The 15,262-nt window shown below is 57.2% G+C and carries 18 protein-coding genes; 8 read left to right on the forward strand and 10 right to left on the reverse strand.

The window, feature by feature from the left end; translation table 11 throughout:
• Positions 1–213: hypothetical protein (locus tag AC2FIB_RS19205; RefSeq protein WP_282169893.1), on the forward strand; the 213-nt coding region annotated here is incomplete at its 5' end.
• Here AC2FIB_RS19205 and AC2FIB_RS19210 read toward each other — a convergent pair.
• On the reverse strand, positions 191–784 hold the full coding sequence (locus AC2FIB_RS19210) for a hypothetical protein (RefSeq protein ID WP_496737216.1): 594 nt from the start codon (positions 782–784) through the stop codon (positions 191–193). The two genes, AC2FIB_RS19205 and AC2FIB_RS19210, sit on opposite strands and share 23 nt — an antisense overlap.
• A gap of 97 nt (positions 785–881) precedes the next feature.
• On the reverse strand, positions 882–3,230 hold the full coding sequence (locus tag AC2FIB_RS19215) for a DNA topoisomerase IV subunit A (protein ID WP_496842622.1): 2,349 nt from the start codon (positions 3,228–3,230) through the stop codon (positions 882–884).
• A 202-nt stretch (positions 3,231–3,432) separates the two neighbouring features.
• On the opposite strand from AC2FIB_RS19215, the gene AC2FIB_RS19220 reads away from it, so the two are divergent.
• The 6 genes from AC2FIB_RS19220 to AC2FIB_RS19245 all read left to right on the forward strand — a co-directional run bounded on the left by AC2FIB_RS19220 (position 3,433) and on the right by AC2FIB_RS19245 (position 7,750).
• Complete coding sequence (locus AC2FIB_RS19220; protein WP_496842623.1) at positions 3,433–4,044, forward strand: SH3 domain-containing protein; 612 nt, start codon at positions 3,433–3,435, stop codon at positions 4,042–4,044.
• Between the two features lie 69 nt (positions 4,045–4,113).
• A complete protein-coding gene (locus AC2FIB_RS19225) occupies positions 4,114–4,941 on the forward strand; it encodes an SDR family NAD(P)-dependent oxidoreductase (RefSeq protein ID WP_496737212.1) in 828 nt (275 codons plus the stop codon).
• Positions 4,942–5,021: 80 nt separating this feature from the next.
• Entirely contained in the window at positions 5,022–5,225 is a 204-nt protein-coding gene (locus tag AC2FIB_RS19230) for a twin transmembrane helix small protein (RefSeq protein ID WP_496737211.1), read from the forward strand.
• Entirely contained in the window at positions 5,226–5,798 is a 573-nt protein-coding gene (locus AC2FIB_RS19235) for a cob(I)yrinic acid a,c-diamide adenosyltransferase (protein WP_496737209.1), read from the forward strand.
• A 264-nt stretch (positions 5,799–6,062) separates the two neighbouring features.
• Positions 6,063–6,821, forward strand: a complete 759-nt coding sequence (locus tag AC2FIB_RS19240) for an electron transfer flavoprotein subunit beta/FixA family protein (protein WP_496737207.1) — start codon at positions 6,063–6,065, stop codon at positions 6,819–6,821.
• Positions 6,821–7,750: an electron transfer flavoprotein subunit alpha/FixB family protein gene (locus AC2FIB_RS19245; RefSeq protein WP_496737205.1), complete on the forward strand. Its 930-nt coding sequence runs from the start codon at positions 6,821–6,823 to the stop codon at positions 7,748–7,750. Before AC2FIB_RS19240 ends, AC2FIB_RS19245 begins: the two co-directional genes overlap by 1 nt.
• Before the next feature lie 62 nt (positions 7,751–7,812).
• Here AC2FIB_RS19245 and AC2FIB_RS19250 read toward each other — a convergent pair whose 3' ends face one another.
• Positions 7,813–8,634 carry a DUF6473 family protein gene (locus AC2FIB_RS19250; RefSeq protein ID WP_496842624.1) on the reverse strand — a complete coding sequence of 274 codons (822 nt, stop codon included), beginning with the start codon at positions 8,632–8,634 and terminating at the stop codon, positions 7,813–7,815.
• A gap of 162 nt (positions 8,635–8,796) precedes the next feature.
• Between AC2FIB_RS19250 and AC2FIB_RS19255 the strand changes: the two genes are divergently transcribed.
• Positions 8,797–9,672: a 3-hydroxybutyryl-CoA dehydrogenase gene (locus AC2FIB_RS19255; RefSeq protein WP_496737202.1), complete on the forward strand. Its 876-nt coding sequence runs from the start codon at positions 8,797–8,799 to the stop codon at positions 9,670–9,672.
• Positions 9,673–9,722: 50 nt separating this feature from the next.
• Here AC2FIB_RS19255 and AC2FIB_RS19260 read toward each other — a convergent pair whose 3' ends face one another.
• Genes AC2FIB_RS19260 through AC2FIB_RS19290 form a run of 7 tightly spaced genes read right to left on the reverse strand, consistent with a single transcriptional unit; the run spans position 9,723 to position 15,136 of the window.
• A complete protein-coding gene (locus tag AC2FIB_RS19260) occupies positions 9,723–10,622 on the reverse strand; it encodes a lysophospholipid acyltransferase family protein (protein ID WP_109312295.1) in 900 nt (299 codons plus the stop codon).
• A 39-nt stretch (positions 10,623–10,661) separates the two neighbouring features.
• On the reverse strand, positions 10,662–10,931 hold the full coding sequence (locus tag AC2FIB_RS19265; protein WP_058273259.1) for an HPr family phosphocarrier protein: 270 nt from the start codon (positions 10,929–10,931) through the stop codon (positions 10,662–10,664).
• A gap of 17 nt (positions 10,932–10,948) precedes the next feature.
• Positions 10,949–11,341: a PTS sugar transporter subunit IIA gene (locus AC2FIB_RS19270; protein WP_108861263.1), complete on the reverse strand. Its 393-nt coding sequence runs from the start codon at positions 11,339–11,341 to the stop codon at positions 10,949–10,951.
• Entirely contained in the window at positions 11,338–12,231 is an 894-nt protein-coding gene (rapZ, locus tag AC2FIB_RS19275) for an RNase adapter RapZ (protein WP_496737200.1), read from the reverse strand. Before rapZ ends, AC2FIB_RS19270 begins: the two co-directional genes overlap by 4 nt.
• On the reverse strand, positions 12,216–12,686 hold the full coding sequence (locus tag AC2FIB_RS19280; RefSeq protein WP_496737198.1) for an HPr kinase/phosphorylase: 471 nt from the start codon (positions 12,684–12,686) through the stop codon (positions 12,216–12,218). Before AC2FIB_RS19280 ends, rapZ begins: the two co-directional genes overlap by 16 nt.
• A 3-nt stretch (positions 12,687–12,689) precedes the next feature.
• Complete coding sequence (locus tag AC2FIB_RS19285; protein WP_496737197.1) at positions 12,690–14,399, reverse strand: sensor histidine kinase; 1,710 nt, start codon at positions 14,397–14,399, stop codon at positions 12,690–12,692.
• A gap of 32 nt (positions 14,400–14,431) precedes the next feature.
• Positions 14,432–15,136 (reverse strand): response regulator transcription factor, encoded by a 705-nt coding sequence (locus AC2FIB_RS19290; protein WP_496737195.1) that lies wholly within the window; start codon positions 15,134–15,136, stop codon positions 14,432–14,434.
• Between the last annotated feature and the right edge of the window lie 126 nt (positions 15,137–15,262).

Genomic DNA, 15,262 nt, shown 5'->3' on the forward strand with positions numbered 1-15,262 from the left:
GTCTTGCCGTGGTCAACGTGGCCAATCGTGCCGATGTTGACGTGCGGCTTATTACGCTCAAACTTTTCCTTTGCCATTCCTCAGGCGCCCTTTTGCGATTGGGGGGACCCGTGGTCCCGTGGTTACATCTGCGCGCGCGAGATATTGGGTTCAAAGGAGAAAATCAAGCACATCCTGCGTGAAAAGCTGGTTAAGACGCCGGATTTTGGGTGACCTCGACGGGTTCCAACGGCTGGATCAAGTCGGGACGCTTGTCGAACCAGCCGTTGTCCTTATGTTCCTCGGCCAGCCATTCCTCGACACGATCGGCAACCTTGAGGGCCAAACCGTCCATTTGCTCTTCTCTGGTGCGGGTATGCCCGGATCCTGTAAGTGCGCTTTCACCAGTCGTGTCTTCAAGAACCTGGAACTGTTTGCCTTTAGCCAGAAACTCTTTTTTGCGCACGTCGTAAACATTCACCAGAACGATTGCCGTGCTTTTGGGATTGTAGATCACCGGCACACCCGGAGGGGCCAACATAAACCCCTCAAGACTGATTCCTATGTCGTATTCCTGGGCACCCTCATACCTGCCAAGCCGAATATTGACGGCGTTCTGAATGGCGTCTTCCCACTCTTTGGGCGTCGCTTCCCGTGACACTGGCCCCTTCCGGGCCTTTTCAGCAAAGGCATAATTCACGCGCAATTTGAATTCGCCCAGCGACTCAGGCTCTTCGTAAACCTGTGTCTGCGTACACGCGCCCATCAGGGCCAGTCCGGTAATCAGGGTCAAAGCTCGCAACATGTTCTCGTCTCGATATGCCTGTTTTTCTTTGATCTAGCGCAACGATACGGCTTGTGCCAAGCCGTATCGGCAGAAATCCACTTGCCTGCGCGCTTACTCACGAAAATTTATAGTCGCGCGGGAAACCATAAGGCGCTTTTTTCCCAACGCTGGCCCGTTTGGCCAGCCACTGTGACATGTCCGCCTCGTGCCGGGTCTTGTCACCGCCCATGGACCACCTCAGCCCCTCTTCCCAGTTGAAGGTCGTGATGTCGGACAGGCCACCATCCAGTTCCAGTGTCCCCTGTCGGCCGCGCGCCATATTGTATTTTTGCAGGCGTACGCCCTTACCGCGACCCATTTCGGGCAGCTCTTCCACTGGGAACACCAAGAACTTGCCGTTCTGCGACACAACCGCGACGTGATCGCCCGAAACGGGCTTACAGATCATCGCCGTCTCATCGGCTTTGACGTTCAGCACCTGCTTACCGTTGCGGGTCTGGGCCAACACGTCATCTTCGGGCACCATGAAACCGTTACCCGCGTCTGACGCCACCAACAGCTTGCGCCCTGGTTTGTGGATCAGGATGTCGATGATCTGTGCCTCATTCGGCAGGTCGACCATCAGGCGCAGCGGTTCGCCCATACCGCGCCCACCCGGCAGATTGGCGGCGCTGAGCGTGTAGAATCGTCCGTTCGAGGCAAACACCAGCAAGCGGTCAGTCGTCTCAGCGTGGAATATGAAACGCGGGCCGTCGCCGTCCTTGAACTTTAGCTCGCGCTTCAGGTCGATGTGACCCGTCATGGCGCGAATCCAGCCCATCTGAGAGCAGACAACCGTGATCGGTTCTTTGTCGATCATTGCCTCAAGCGGCACTTCTTCAACCTGCCCGGCTTCGGCGAATTGGGTTCGGCGCGCACCACCTTCATAGTCTTTGCCAAAGGTCTTCTTGGTCGCTTTCAACTGCTCGGCGATTTTGGCCCATTGCAGGGCCGGGTCGGCCAGCAGGTCTTCGAGATTGGCGCGTTCCAACATCAATGCGTCACGTTCGCGAACCAGTTCCATCTCTTCCAACCGGCGCAAGCTGCGCAGGCGCATGTTGAGGATCGCATCGACCTGAACCTCAGACAATTCGCCCTCGCCCGGCTTGGGCGACACATAGTCCGCCTCGCTGGTGGCGCGGATATGGTCGATGCCCCAATCCTCGCGCATCAACGCGGCTTTGGGGTCGTCGTCGTAGCGGATGATGTCGATCACACGATCCAGGTTCAGGAAAGCGACGATAAAGCCTTCCAACACCTCCAACCGGTGGTCGATCTTCGCCATGCGGTGACGCGAACGGCGCAGCAGCACCTCTTGCCGGTGATCAAGGAAAGCGCGCAGCACTTCCTTCATCGAGCAGACCTTGGGCGTCACCCCGTCGATCAGCACGTTCATGTTCAGGCTGAATCGAACCTCAAAGTCCGAGCTGCGGTAGAGCATGCCCATCAAAACCTCAGGGTCCACGTTCTTGGAGCGCGGTTCGAGGATCAGGCGGATGTCATCTGCGGATTCGTCGCGTACGTCGGCAAGGATCGGGATTTTCTTGGTCTGGATCAGTTCCGCGATCTTTTCGATCAGTTTGGATTTCTGAACTTGATAAGGGATCTCGGTGACAATGATCTGCCACTGGCCGCGGCCCAGATCTTCGACCTCGTATTTGCACCGCAGACGGAAAGACCCACGCCCGGTTCGATAAGCCTGCGCAATATTCTCTGGGGGCTCGACGATAATGCCACCGGTCGGGAAGTCCGGACCCGGCACATAGTTCAGCAACGTATCATCGCGGGCATCCGGCACCTTGATCAGACGCAGACAGGCATCACACAGCTCGGCAATATTGTGCGGTGGGATGTTCGTTGCCATGCCCACCGCGATCCCGCTGGACCCATTGGCCAGCAGGTTCGGAAACTGCGCCGGCAGTACGACCGGCTCGGACAGCGTGCCATCATAGTTGTCGCGGAAATCGACGGCGTCTTCGTTCAGCCCTTCAAGCAACGCTTCGGCCACGATGGTCATCCGCGCCTCTGTGTAACGTGAGGCCGCCGGGTTATCACCGTCGATATTGCCAAAGTTACCCTGCCCGTCGACCAGCGGGTAGCGAACGTTGAAATCCTGCGCCAGACGCGCCATCGCATCGTAGATCGCGGCATCGCCATGCGGGTGATAGTTACCCATCACGTCGCCGGAAATCTTCGCGGATTTACGGAACCCGCCCGTTGCGCTGAGTCGAAGCTCGCGCATCGCATAGAGGATTCGCCTGTGCACAGGCTTCAGCCCATCGCGCGCATCGGGCAATGCCCGGTGCATGATGGTGGACAGCGCATAGGTCAGATAGCGTTCGCCAATCGCGCGGCGCAGCGGTTCAGCTATCTCGCCCCCATTGTCGGGGGCCTCCATATTGGGGTCGTCGATCGTATCGTTCATATATGATGTGATACGCCGCAAGCGCGCGCTGGTAAAGCAATCAGCTTAGATTTTGCTGGGGACAAGTCGCGCTTTTTGCAACAGGGGGAGACAAGTCCCGGAATTCCCCCAGTTTTCGACTCGGACCGCGAAATATGGTAGGCTGTCTTCATTAGACTGCTGCCAATTTCTTGTACCTAACGATTGACCTGGGGGATGCGCCATGACGCGCCTTATTATTTTGACTTTCACCGCACTTGGCTGGTGTTTTTACGTTGTGAGCGGCGGACCAGATTTCGAACCGCGCGGCTTGCGGAGCGATCAACCCGTACGCGTTGCTTCTGCATCCCAGCCTGCGGCAGTAGCACCCGCCCGGGTTGAAGAACTTGTGACCAATGTGGCCGTACGGGCCCCAACGGTGCGTGCACAACCCCAACCTGAACCCGAAGAGATCGTGCAGATCGTGGCCGAACCAGCCAGCCTTCAGTCTCTGTCCGGCATCTCGGTGTTCGATGATCAGAGCGCAAACATCACGCTTGCTTCGCTGGAAGACGGCGTGGCGGGATTGCGTCAGACCGATGATGCGCCCCTGCCGGAAACATCAGAGGCCGCGGCGATTCCCGAACCTGAAAAAGACATCCGCGAAATCTCGGGAACGCGGGTGAACATGCGCGATGGACCGGGCACCATATACCCAATTGTCGGCAAAGCGGCCATCGGACAAAAGGTCGAAGTACTGAGCGATTCCGGAACCGGCTGGCTGCGCCTGCGCGTGTTGCCCGCGCAACAGGTCGGTTGGATTTCCGCCTCACTGGTTCGAAAAATTCAAAACTGACGCTGCACCGTCATTGTCCTGACCCACACCTCGCAATAGCTTTGGCCTGAATTGAAGGTCAGGAAGATCATGCAGAAAACCATTCTTATCACCGGCTGCTCATCCGGCATCGGTCTGGACGCGGCACACGGTATGCGTGCGCGCGGCTGGCGTGTCTTTGCGTCCTGCCGCCAGCAGCGTGATTGCGACCGGCTGCGCGCGCAAGGCTTTGAAAGCCCGCGCATCGACTATACCGACGCCGCAAGTATCGCCTCGGGCCTGACCGAAGTGCTTGAGGCTACCGGAGGCACGCTGGATGCGCTGTTCAACAACGGAGCGCACGGCTTGCCCGGCGCAGTTGAAGATCTGCCGACCGAAGGGCTCCGCGTGATATTTGAGGCCAATTTCTTTGGCTGGCATGAACTCACCCGGCTGGTGATTCCGGTCATGCGCGCGCAGGGGCACGGGCGAATCGTTCAGAATTCGTCCGTACTGGGTCTGCTGGCCATCCCATGGCGCGGTGCCTATGTCGCCACGAAATATGCCATTGAGGGTTTGACCGACACGATGCGCCTTGAACTGGCCGACACCGACATCAAAGCGATCCTGATCGAACCCGGCCCGATCACATCGAAAATCCGCGAAAATTCGATCCCTTTCTTTGAACGTTTCATCAATTGGGAAAACTCAGCCCTGCGGGAAAGGTATGAGTCTTCGCTGTTGAAAAGATTGTACGAATCGTCGGGGCCGGACCGGTTCGAACTGCCTGCATCTGCGGTGACAGAAAAGCTGGCCCACGCGGTCGAATCAAAAAGGCCTCGCGCGCGCTACTATGTCACTACGCCAACCTATATCGCCGGATATCTGCGCCGTCTTTTGCCCACCCGCACCATCGACCGCATTCTGTCGGACGTCTGAGGCGAAATTACCCGTTCGCTTTTCAGGTACATGAGGCTAGATGATAGCCAAACGAAACAAGAAACGCGGACGGTGTGCTTATGGACCTTTTGATGGTCATTTTGCTGTTGGCCATGGCGGCGGTCGTCGTCGTGCTGGCGATCGGCATCTCCAATTTCGGCAAAAGCGGCAAAGCTGCTGCGATGAAAAGCAACAAGATGATGCGCCTTCGCATCCTGTTCCAGTTCATTGCTGTGGTGCTGATCGTGCTCTACGTCTACCTGCGCGGACAAGGAACTCAATAAATGGTCGTTCTGAACAAGATTTACACCCGCACCGGCGATGATGGAAAAACTGCGCTGGGCAACGGCGAACGGGTCGCCAAGTATTCTGGTCGCGTGGCCGCGTATGGGACCGTTGACGAACTGAACGCTTTTGTTGGCGTTGCTCGGACCGAGGCGGAAGGCGACGTCGATGCCGCCCTGGCACGCATTCAAAACGACCTGTTCGATCTGGGCGCAGATTTCTGTCGCCCCGACATGGAAAAAGACGCCGAGGCGGACTACCCGCCCCTGCGCATCGTTGCATCTCAGATCGATCGGTTGGAGGCGGAGATTGACGTGATGAACGAAACTCTAGAGCCGCTGCGCAGCTTCATCTTGCCCGGCGGGTCGCGTCTGGCAGCGAATCTGCATGTCTGCAGAACCGTATCCCGCCGCGCCGAACGCCTTGCGGTCGAATTGACCAACATGGAGCCCGTGAACGCAGTCTCAGTGAAATACCTCAATCGTCTGAGCGACTGGTTTTTTGTTGCCGCCCGCTGCGCCAACGAAGACGGCACTGCGGACGTTTTGTGGGTTCCGGGCGCAAACCGCTGAAGTTGGCGCGGGATCCGGCGAACCCTGCAGCGACCAACAAAGCAAAACCCCAGCCAAACGGGTGGGGCCCAAAGCTCTGGCACCGGCCACCAAAGCAACAAAATTTCACGCCGTTGCGTCAAAATACATGAAACGCGACGTCTCAAGTTCATGACGTGACGATTTTGCCCTGTTGCAGCGTGAACTGAGACGCTATTCAGTCCCCCGAGAGCATTGGTGGAGTCGCTTCGCGGCTTACCGTTTTTTGTGAGGAGCAAGCGCAAAATGAAGGTACTCGTGCCTGTCAAACGCGTGATTGACTATAATGTGAAAGTTCGCGTGAAAGCGGACGGTAGCGGTGTTGATCTCGCCAATGTCAAAATGTCGATGAACCCGTTCGACGAAATCGCTGTGGAAGAAGCGATTCGCCTGAAAGAAGCAGGCAAGGCTGACGAAATCGTTGCGGTTTCGATTGGCGTCAAGCAATCGCAGGAAACCCTGCGCACCGCACTGGCCATGGGCGCTGACCGCGCCATCCTGGTTGTTGCCGCCGATGACGTCCATCAAGACATCGAACCGCTGGCCGTTGCCAAGATCCTGGCCAAAGTGGTCGAGGAAGAGCAACCCGGCATCGTTTTGGCTGGTAAGCAAGCGATCGACAACGACATGAACGCTACCGGTCAGATGCTGTCGGCCCTGCTGGGCTGGTCGCAAGGCACCTTCGCATCCGAGCTGGACATCGAAGGCGACAGCGCCAAGATCACCCGTGAAGTTGACGGCGGCCTGCAGACCATCAGCGTCAAGATGCCGACCATCGTCACTGTTGACCTGCGCCTGAACGAGCCGCGCTATGCGTCTCTGCCGAACATCATGAAGGCGAAGAAAAAGCCGCTGGACGAGAAAACCGCCGCCGATTACGGCGTCGATGTCACGCCGCGTCTGGAAATCGTCAAAACCGAAGAGCCTCCGGCACGTGCCGCAGGTATCGTCGTCGGATCGGTTGATGAGCTGGTCGAGAAACTCAAAGAAGCGGGGGCTGTGTAATGGCTGTTCTTCTTCTCGCAGAAGTCAACAACGGCGAACTGGCGATGGACGCCACCGCCAAGGCTGTCACTGCCGCAAAGGCACTGGGTGACATCACCGTTCTGGCCGCGGGCGGTTCTGCCGCTGCTGCCGGTGAGGCCGCCGCCAAAATCGACGGTGTGTCCAAGGTACTGGTTGCCGAAGACGCGTCGCTGGGTCACCGCCTGGCTGAATCGACCGCGGCCCTGATCGTCGGTTTGGCTGATGGCTACGAGCACATCGTTGCTCCTGCCACCACCGACGCCAAGAACGTGATGCCGCGCGTTGCAGCCCTGCTGGACGCGATGGTGATCTCGGATGCATCCGGCGTGGTTGACGGCTCGACTTTTGAGCGTCCGATCTACGCGGGTAACGCGATCCAAACCGTGAAATCGAACGACGCCAAGAAAGTCGTCACCTTCCGTACCGCGTCCTTTGACGCGGCTGGCGAAGGCGGCTCGGCCGCAGTCGAGACCATCTCGGTCGGCGAAAACCCGGGGCTGTCTTCGTGGGTCGAGGACAAAGTTGCCGCGAGCGACCGTCCGGAACTGACTTCGGCTGGCGTTGTTGTCTCGGGCGGCCGTGGTGTCGGCTCTGAAGAGGACTTCAAACTGATCGAAGGTCTGGCTGACAAGCTGGGCGCCGCTGTTGGCGCATCGCGCGCCGCCGTGGACTCGGGCTATGCACCGAACGACTGGCAGGTCGGTCAAACCGGCAAGGTTGTTGCACCCGACCTTTATGTCGCGATCGGCATTTCGGGCGCGATTCAGCACTTGGCTGGTATGAAGGACTCGAAAGTCATCGTTGCGATCAACAAAGACGAAGAAGCGCCGATCTTCCAGGTTGCGGATTTCGGGCTGGTTGCAGACCTGTTCCAGGCCGTGCCAGAACTGACCGAGAAACTCGGCTAACCGCTGGCTTAGCTTTTTCATCGCGAAATTTGGAAAGGCCCGCTTAAAGGTGGGCCTTTTTATTAATGCAGATTGCGTATTGGCCCCATCAAAGCTACCGCAATCGCCCGATGGGCAGCTGGGCCAATCATGTGCTCTGCCATTGGATGTTGCAGTGTACCGAACAACATGTCCTCAATCTCGTCAGACTGGCCGCACACACGGGTTTTGACGTCGACGATATCCGTGCAGGATTTGCCAACGAACAGGATCATCTGATCCGTTACGTCGACATCAGCGAAGTCAATGTGATGCGCGCCCTGCTCTCCTCGAAGGACCTGCAGCCGCAAGAGGATCACCGGGGTTTCCAGGCCTTGCAAAAATTCACCGATCTTCCGAACCCAGTTTCGACGCAGTTCGTCCAGAACAACTTCGATGCGCGCGTCGCGAGCCTTTTGCAGGCAGGTCATCAGGTGGCGCACGAAATGAACCTCGGTGAAGTCAATTTCGGGATACAGGCTGATCAAGTCCTTCGTTGGCGCCAAAAACCGGTCGTTGCGCCTGGAATGAACGCGATAAAAACGATTGGACTGCCCAAGAAGCCCTGGCGCCTGCATGACGCACAGATCTGCGCCTCTTAGCAAATCGCGCACCCCCATGTCATCGCACAACGCGTCAACGCCGCTGAACAGGCATCCAAAGTTCAGAACGCGTCTTTCAAGCCGGTCTTCGAGAATTGCTGAGAATGGCCGGTCGACGAATCGCCCAAATGTCTCATCACCGCCAACGCAAGCTGCGTAAGGTTGATCCAGAACACGCCGAGCACCGCGAAACCACAGCCGCGATCCTTCATATTGGCAAACCTCATGCCCGGGTCCCCCCGAGCCTGTTTGATGATAGCTCATATCACTCACCCATATTTCACCCGATTGCCATCGTGCAGCCGCAAGTCTTGAGAAAATCCTAATGTGCGCATTTGAAGCAAAATCGAACTGTCGGATCCCCTTGCCGCCCGCCCCGATCTGTCGATACTGTCGCCGTATCCCGAGACACAAAGGCACCTGAACATGGATGTAAAATCGGTCGGAGTGATTGGCGCAGGTCAGATGGGCAATGGCATTGCTCATGTTCTGGCGCTGGCAGAGTATGACGTTCTGCTGAACGATGTCTCGCAGGACGCGTTGGACAGCGCCGTGGCGACGATTGAAGGCAATCTGGCCCGACAGGCATCAAAAGGCAAAATCTCGGACGAAATGATGCAAGCCACACTGAGCCGAATCAACACAACCTTGGAGCTGCCCCAGTTGGGTCAGACCGATCTGGTGATCGAAGCCGCGACCGAGCGGGAAGCAATCAAACAGGCGATTTTCGAAGACCTGCAGCCGCATCTTCTGCCCCATACGATTCTGACATCCAACACGTCCTCAATCTCGATTACCCGCCTGGCCAGCCGAACGGATCGTCCGGAACGCTTCATGGGGTTCCACTTTATGAACCCGGTGCCCGTGATGCAGTTGGTCGAGCTGATCCGGGGGATTGCCACGGATGAAGATACGTTCAAATCGTGTAAAGCGGTTGTGGACCGGCTTGGCAAAACCGCAGCTAGCGCGGAAGACTTCCCGGCCTTCATCGTGAATCGCATCCTGATGCCGATGATCAATGAGGCCGTATATACTCTCTACGAAGGGGTCGGCAGCGTGCAGTCGATTGATCAATCGATGCGGCTAGGCGCAAACCATCCAATGGGTCCGCTGGAACTGGCTGATTTCATTGGGCTGGACACATGTCTGGCGATTATGAACGTGTTGCACGACGGGTTGGCAGACACCAAGTATCGGCCCTGCCCACTTCTGACAAAATACGTCGAAGCCGGCTGGCTTGGCCGCAAGACCGAACGCGGGTTTTATGACTACAGAGGTGAAACTCCGGTTCCAACGCGCTAAAGGGGGCCACCCCCCTCGCCCGGGATATTATGAGCCAAATGAAGAGCGGATCAGGAATCGCGTGATTTACCAAGCGCCATTGTGCGTTTTCTGAGCCACGCCATGAAACCGCGCGGATCACTTTCCAGCAGCTTCATATCCTCGTCCGAAATCGGCTCGCCGATCACCGGAGATTGCGGCTTGTTGCAAGAGCGTACGATTTCATGCAGCAGCAGCCCCTGTCTTAGGATCGGCGACAGCTTGTTGGCAATCTGATAGGCGCGTGAATTGCTGCCCGGAAAGAAAATCGGAACCACCTGCGCGCCGGATCGGCGGATCATCTTGGCGGTAAACACATTCCATTCCTGCTCTTGCGCAGGACCGAACCAGTCGTCCGAGGACATCACCACACCCGACGGGAACAGCGCAACCACGCCACCTTCCTTCAGGTGTTCCATCGCCTTGCCACGCATCTCAAGCATTTTGGCTTGCGCTTCGGGGTCGTGTGGAAAAGGAACCGGGATCATGAACGAGGTCGCGGCCTCATCCAGTCCGGTTAGGACCGAGCGGGTCAGGATGCGGTAGTCATTGCGAACCTGCCCGATCAATTCGGCCAGTATCATACCGTCGACCATGCCATGCGGGTGATTGGCCACGACGATTACAGGCCCTTCTTTCGGGATATTTGCATATTGGTCCTGCGGCGTAGTCAGGTTGATTCCCATGACCTCAAGCGCACCGCCCCAGAACCTTTGACCACGATAGTATTCGTTCTTTTTTTCGAACTTATTGACCATCCGCAGAATGGTTAGCTTACCCGTACACCATTCGATGGCGCGGATAGCTGTAGACGTCCAAGCATCGTCGAAGGAATTCGCATAGGTCAGGGTTCTACGATCATAGATTTCGCCCTGATCTTCCGTCCCGTCCACCACCGGGCCTGTCTTGGTCTCGTGCGTCGTTTGCGCCAATTCCTGGTTTTCCCGTTCTTCGTATCGCGACTGGCAGGATTAGAACCCTTCCCCGAACTTTCCGTTCACAAGGGTTTCCAATGCATCCGCCAACGCCTCAGCATCCGGTCCGGACGTCTCGACGTCAATAGTCGTTCCGCGAGACGCTGCCAACATCAAAAGACCCATGATGCTGTCCCCTGATGCAGAAAGTCCGTCTTTGGACACCTCTGCCTGCGCGTCAAACCCCTCAACTACTTCGACCAGCTTAGCCGAGGCGCGGGCGTGCAGGCCTTTTTCATTGATTATTTTCAAGCTTCGATTGGTCATTCTTAATCAATCCGGTCTTAATCTAACGTCACGTTTTGGGCATTGATATATTTGCGTCCAGCCTCCATCGCCCGCCGGACCGCATCCCCGATCGGCAGGTGGCGACTTTTGGCCAATTTAATCAGCATAGGCAGATTTGCACCGTAAAGAATACGCCGATCCTGCGGCGCACAGGCCTTCAGACTTAGATTCGACGGGCTGCCGCCGAATAGATCCGTAACGACAACCACACCGTCGCCGACATCGACACCGTCAGCGGCGGTGCAGATTTCTGACTGCTTGGCTTCCCGGTCGTGGTCAGCCTCAATCGAGATTGCGGCCAGGCCCGGTTGATTTCCGACAACATGCTGCATTGCGGCCAGATATTCCTGAGCCAGCCCGCCATGTGCTACGAGTACGATCCCGATCAATCCAGCCTCTCATTCAACGATCGACGTTCCATTTCGCGGTGCCTAATTGCCACTTGCTGCCCTTCCTGTGCAAGGGCCTTTGCGACCGCTTCTGCAGTTGCGACCGATCTGTGTTGCCCGCCGGTACACCCGAAGGCCACCGAGAGATGCGCTTTGCCTTCGGCGCGGTAGGCCGGAAGCAACAACTTCAGCAGATCGACAACGCGGTCAAAAAACGGCGCGTAATTCGCGTCAGACTGTACATAGCGCGCCACGTCTTGGTTTCGACCATCTTCGGCTCGCAATTCCGGACGCCAGTAAGGGTTCGCCAGAAACCTGCAGTCGAAAACCATATCCAACCCGTGCGGCAAGCCGCGTTTGTACGAAAAAGACTCGATAGACACCGCCAGATGTCGACCGCCTTCCGGAGCGAACCAATGCTCGACCTCCTTGCGTAGCTGGTGAACGTTAATCTGGCTGGTGTCGATTAGAATGTCCGCAATTTCTCGGATCGGGGCCAACAGCTCTTTTTCCTGCAATACACCGGCTTCAGGACCTGCATCGGCCGCAACCGGATGGCGCCTTCGGGTTTCCGAAAACCGCCGCAGGAGCACTTCGTTTTGGCAATCCAAATAGAGAACCGTCAGCTCGACCTGCTCGGTCCGCCGCAGCCGCATAACAAGATCAATGAACCCGATGGTCGAGAAATTGCGATTTCGGGCATCGATACCCAACGCCATTGGCCGATCGTTTTCCGGACCGTCCAACAAGCGCATCAAAAGGCCCATCGGCAAATTGTCGATGGCTTCGAAACCCAAATCTTCAAGAACACGGTTCGCCGTTGTCCGCCCAGCACCCGAAGGGCCGGTGATCAAAACGATCCGGCGCTGTAGTTTCACTTGCTGGGCCATTCCGGGTTCACACGCCCCATTTTCATCAGTTGCATCAATGCTGAAGCCAAGTTGGGGACGCCGCGCCCGCGAAGCAAGGGCACAGTTTGCCTAAGGGCTCGGATCGAGATCGGATCTGGCAAACGTGCTTCTTCCCGCTGGTCCAAATCCAACACATAGAGTAAGCTTACTGGTCCTACGGGTGACGCGCGCAACAATCCGATACCGCGGGCCTCAATAACGCCGCGGATATTTGGGGCCGCATCAGCAGTCACTTTACCGCCGCTATTAAGTAAAGCCACGCGATCATCACCGACAAGTTCCGCGCCCAGAGCCATCATCTGCAAAACCAGCGCGGATTTTCCCGCTCCTGACGCGCCAACAACTAGCAGGCCGCGCCCGCCAACAGCCACGCAGCTGGCGTGGAGTATGGCACTGTCCTGTTTCTCCAGATCGTAGATTGACGGGGGGCTCATGATTTACACGGGCAAGCCAACTACAAAGCGCGCGCCTAGCGGGTCCGAGGTGATATCGGCATCGGTTGGCCGGATGTTTTCGGCCCAGATCACACCACCATGTGCTTCGACAATCTGCTTTGAGATTGCCAGCCCCAGGCCCGAGTTGTTTCCAAAGTGCTCGGCGGGACGCTCGGAATAGAACCTTTTGAAGACCTTGGTCAGGGCCTGTTCCGGAATACCGGGGCCTGTGTCTTCGACCACGACCAGCACCCTGTTTTCGCGCCGCCGGACCCAGACACGGATCGCATCGCTTTCCTCGCAAAACGAGGTGGCATTGGTGATCAGGTTGACAAAGACCTGCGCCAGTCGCGCCTCCAGCCCGTTGATTATAATCGGGTTATCCGGCAGATCGGTTATATAGTCGATCCCCTTGGCCCGTGCATCTTCACCCAGATACTGGCTGATATTGCCAACCAGCTTCACCAGATCAAACGGCTGTTCTTCTTCCTTGACCAGTTCGGCATCCAGGCGGGACGCGTTCGAGATATCGCTGACCAAACGGTCCAGACGGCGAACATCATGTTCGATCACACCCATCAGTTTTTCACGTTGGTCATCGCGTTTGACCATTCGCAACGTTCCCACGGCAGACTGAAGGCTGGCCAGGGGGTTCTTGATCTCATGCGCGACATCAGCGGCGAACTGTTCGTTCGCGTCAATTCGGTTATAAAGCGCGGTGACCATACCTCGCAGCGCGCGACTGAGCAGACCGATTTCATCCGGACGCGCGGTCAGGTCGGGGATGCGGATACGGCCAGGGTTCACTCCGGCACCCCGGTCCTTACCCAGTTCGGCGGCCGCCGCAAGATCCGCCAACGGGTTTGCGATGGTTGACGCGAGAACAAGGCTAAGCCCGATCGACACGAGAAGCGCGACAACAAACATCTGAAGGATGCGCTCCTGCTCGCGACGGGCGAGGGCGTCAATCTCTCCGGATGGACCGGCCATGGCAACGGCCCCTACCGCGACGCCATCCTGCAGGATCGGGGCGGCTGCAACGATAACCGTTTCGCCAAAATCATCCTTGACGGCCTGCACCTGCATCTGCCCCTGTAGCGCGCCGGGAACTATGGTCTGAACCCGTTGCGCCAGTGTAGGCGCTTCGCTGGGTTCTGTGGCAGTGAAAACGCGTGACAATCCCGTCCACACGGCGTTCAACGCGTCGCTGATCAAAGTACTGCCGGTTTGAATCTCGGACTCGGATGCCAACAGCGCCTGCTCGGACGCCGCGCCACGCGCCCATCCAATCAGAGTTCCCCTCGCGTCATAAACAAAGACTTCGCCCCCTTGGGGCAGTGTGAGGCCTTCCAGCGTGTCCTTTACGTCCAGTATGCTGGCATCCCGCGACAGGCCGGATGCTGTCTGACGCAGCTGTGCTTCAAACACGTTGCTGACCAGCTGCGCATCCCCGATCAAATTGCGCGCGGTCTGTTGAACCTGTTCATCACGGGAATCGTCTAGATACAACAACCCGGTGACCAGGATCACCAAGGCGATCAGGTTTAGCGTAATGATTTTGCGCGCCAGCGGCGAGCCACGCATTGCGAACAGGCCACGGCGGCGGCGCGCGTGCCGAAGTTCGGCTGACTCGGGATCCTGCGGGATGACCCAGTCATCCCCCAGAACGACATCACCGTCCCGCAATTCGCTGGTTTCTTCTGTATCGCGCACGAGACCCGGTTACCCCTAGTATATGGCCACGCCTATTCTTCGTTGTACCTGTACCCAATTCCGTACAGTGTTTCGATCGCCGAAAACTCGGAATCTGCCGCGCGCATTTTCTTGCGCAGTCGCTTGATGTGACTGTCGATCGTACGATCGTCAACATAGACCTGATCGTCATAAGCCACATCCATCAGCTGATCGCGGCTTTTGACAAAGCCCGGACGCTGAGCCAACGCTTGCAACAAAAGGAATTCGGTTACGGTCAAAGATACGTCCGAGCCCTTCCAGCTGACCGCATGGCGCAGGGGATCCATCCGAAGATCGCCGCGCTCCATTACCTTGGCGTCACCTGTGTTGGCGGTCGTCACATCGTCAGTTGTCGCCTCTTGCCGGCGCAGCAGCGCGCGGATGCGTTCAACCAATAGACGCTGAGAAAAAGGTTTCTTGACGTAATCGTCCGCGCCCATGCGCAGGCCGAGAACCTCGTCAATTTCGTCATCCTTGGATGTAAGGAAAATCACCGGCATCTGGGTTTTCTGCCGCAGCCGCTGCAACAGGTCCATCCCGTCCATCCGCGGCATCTTTATGTCCAGAACAGCCATATCGGGCAGTTTCTTGTTGAAAGCGTCCAGCGCTGCCTGCCCATCATTATAAGTCTCAACCTCGAACCCTTCGGCTTCGAGCGTCATGGATACGGACGTCAGAATATTCCTGTCGTCGTCCACCAATGCAATCTTCGACATCGGGTTAACCCCTATTCCTGCTCACTCACGCAATAATTCTCTTATTAGTAGGGCATCTTTGTCGTTTTTATGGCAGCGAATCAATCCGTATCTGCGATTCGTGCGATTGTTGTCACACAGATGCGG

The organism is Ruegeria sp. YTSA072 (assembly GCF_059610285.1).

Bases quoted from the DNA above. Each gene is read 5' to 3' on its own strand.
- AC2FIB_RS19225 (WP_496737212.1), top strand. From the start codon at position 4,114: ATGCAGAAAACCATTCTTATCACCGGCTGCTCATCCGGCATCGGTCTG.
- AC2FIB_RS19220 (WP_496842623.1), top strand. From the start codon at position 3,433: ATGACGCGCCTTATTATTTTGACTTTCACCGCACTTGGCTGGTGTTTT.
- rapZ (WP_496737200.1), bottom strand. From the start codon at position 12,231: ATGGCCCAGCAAGTGAAACTACAGCGCCGGATCGTTTTGATCACCGGC.
- AC2FIB_RS19235 (WP_496737209.1), top strand. From the start codon at position 5,226: ATGGTCGTTCTGAACAAGATTTACACCCGCACCGGCGATGATGGAAAA.
- AC2FIB_RS19215 (WP_496842622.1), bottom strand. From the start codon at position 3,230: ATGAACGATACGATCGACGACCCCAATATGGAGGCCCCCGACAATGGG.
- AC2FIB_RS19250 (WP_496842624.1), bottom strand. From the start codon at position 8,634: ATGAGCTATCATCAAACAGGCTCGGGGGGACCCGGGCATGAGGTTTGC.
- AC2FIB_RS19290 (WP_496737195.1), bottom strand. From the start codon at position 15,136: ATGTCGAAGATTGCATTGGTGGACGACGACAGGAATATTCTGACGTCC.
- AC2FIB_RS19240 (WP_496737207.1), top strand. From the start codon at position 6,063: ATGAAGGTACTCGTGCCTGTCAAACGCGTGATTGACTATAATGTGAAA.
- AC2FIB_RS19280 (WP_496737198.1), bottom strand. From the start codon at position 12,686: ATGAGCCCCCCGTCAATCTACGATCTGGAGAAACAGGACAGTGCCATA.
- AC2FIB_RS19230 (WP_496737211.1), top strand. From the start codon at position 5,022: ATGGACCTTTTGATGGTCATTTTGCTGTTGGCCATGGCGGCGGTCGTC.
- AC2FIB_RS19210 (WP_496737216.1), bottom strand. From the start codon at position 784: ATGTTGCGAGCTTTGACCCTGATTACCGGACTGGCCCTGATGGGCGCG.
- AC2FIB_RS19245 (WP_496737205.1), top strand. From the start codon at position 6,821: ATGGCTGTTCTTCTTCTCGCAGAAGTCAACAACGGCGAACTGGCGATG.
- AC2FIB_RS19255 (WP_496737202.1), top strand. From the start codon at position 8,797: ATGGATGTAAAATCGGTCGGAGTGATTGGCGCAGGTCAGATGGGCAAT.
- AC2FIB_RS19265 (WP_058273259.1), bottom strand. From the start codon at position 10,931: ATGACCAATCGAAGCTTGAAAATAATCAATGAAAAAGGCCTGCACGCC.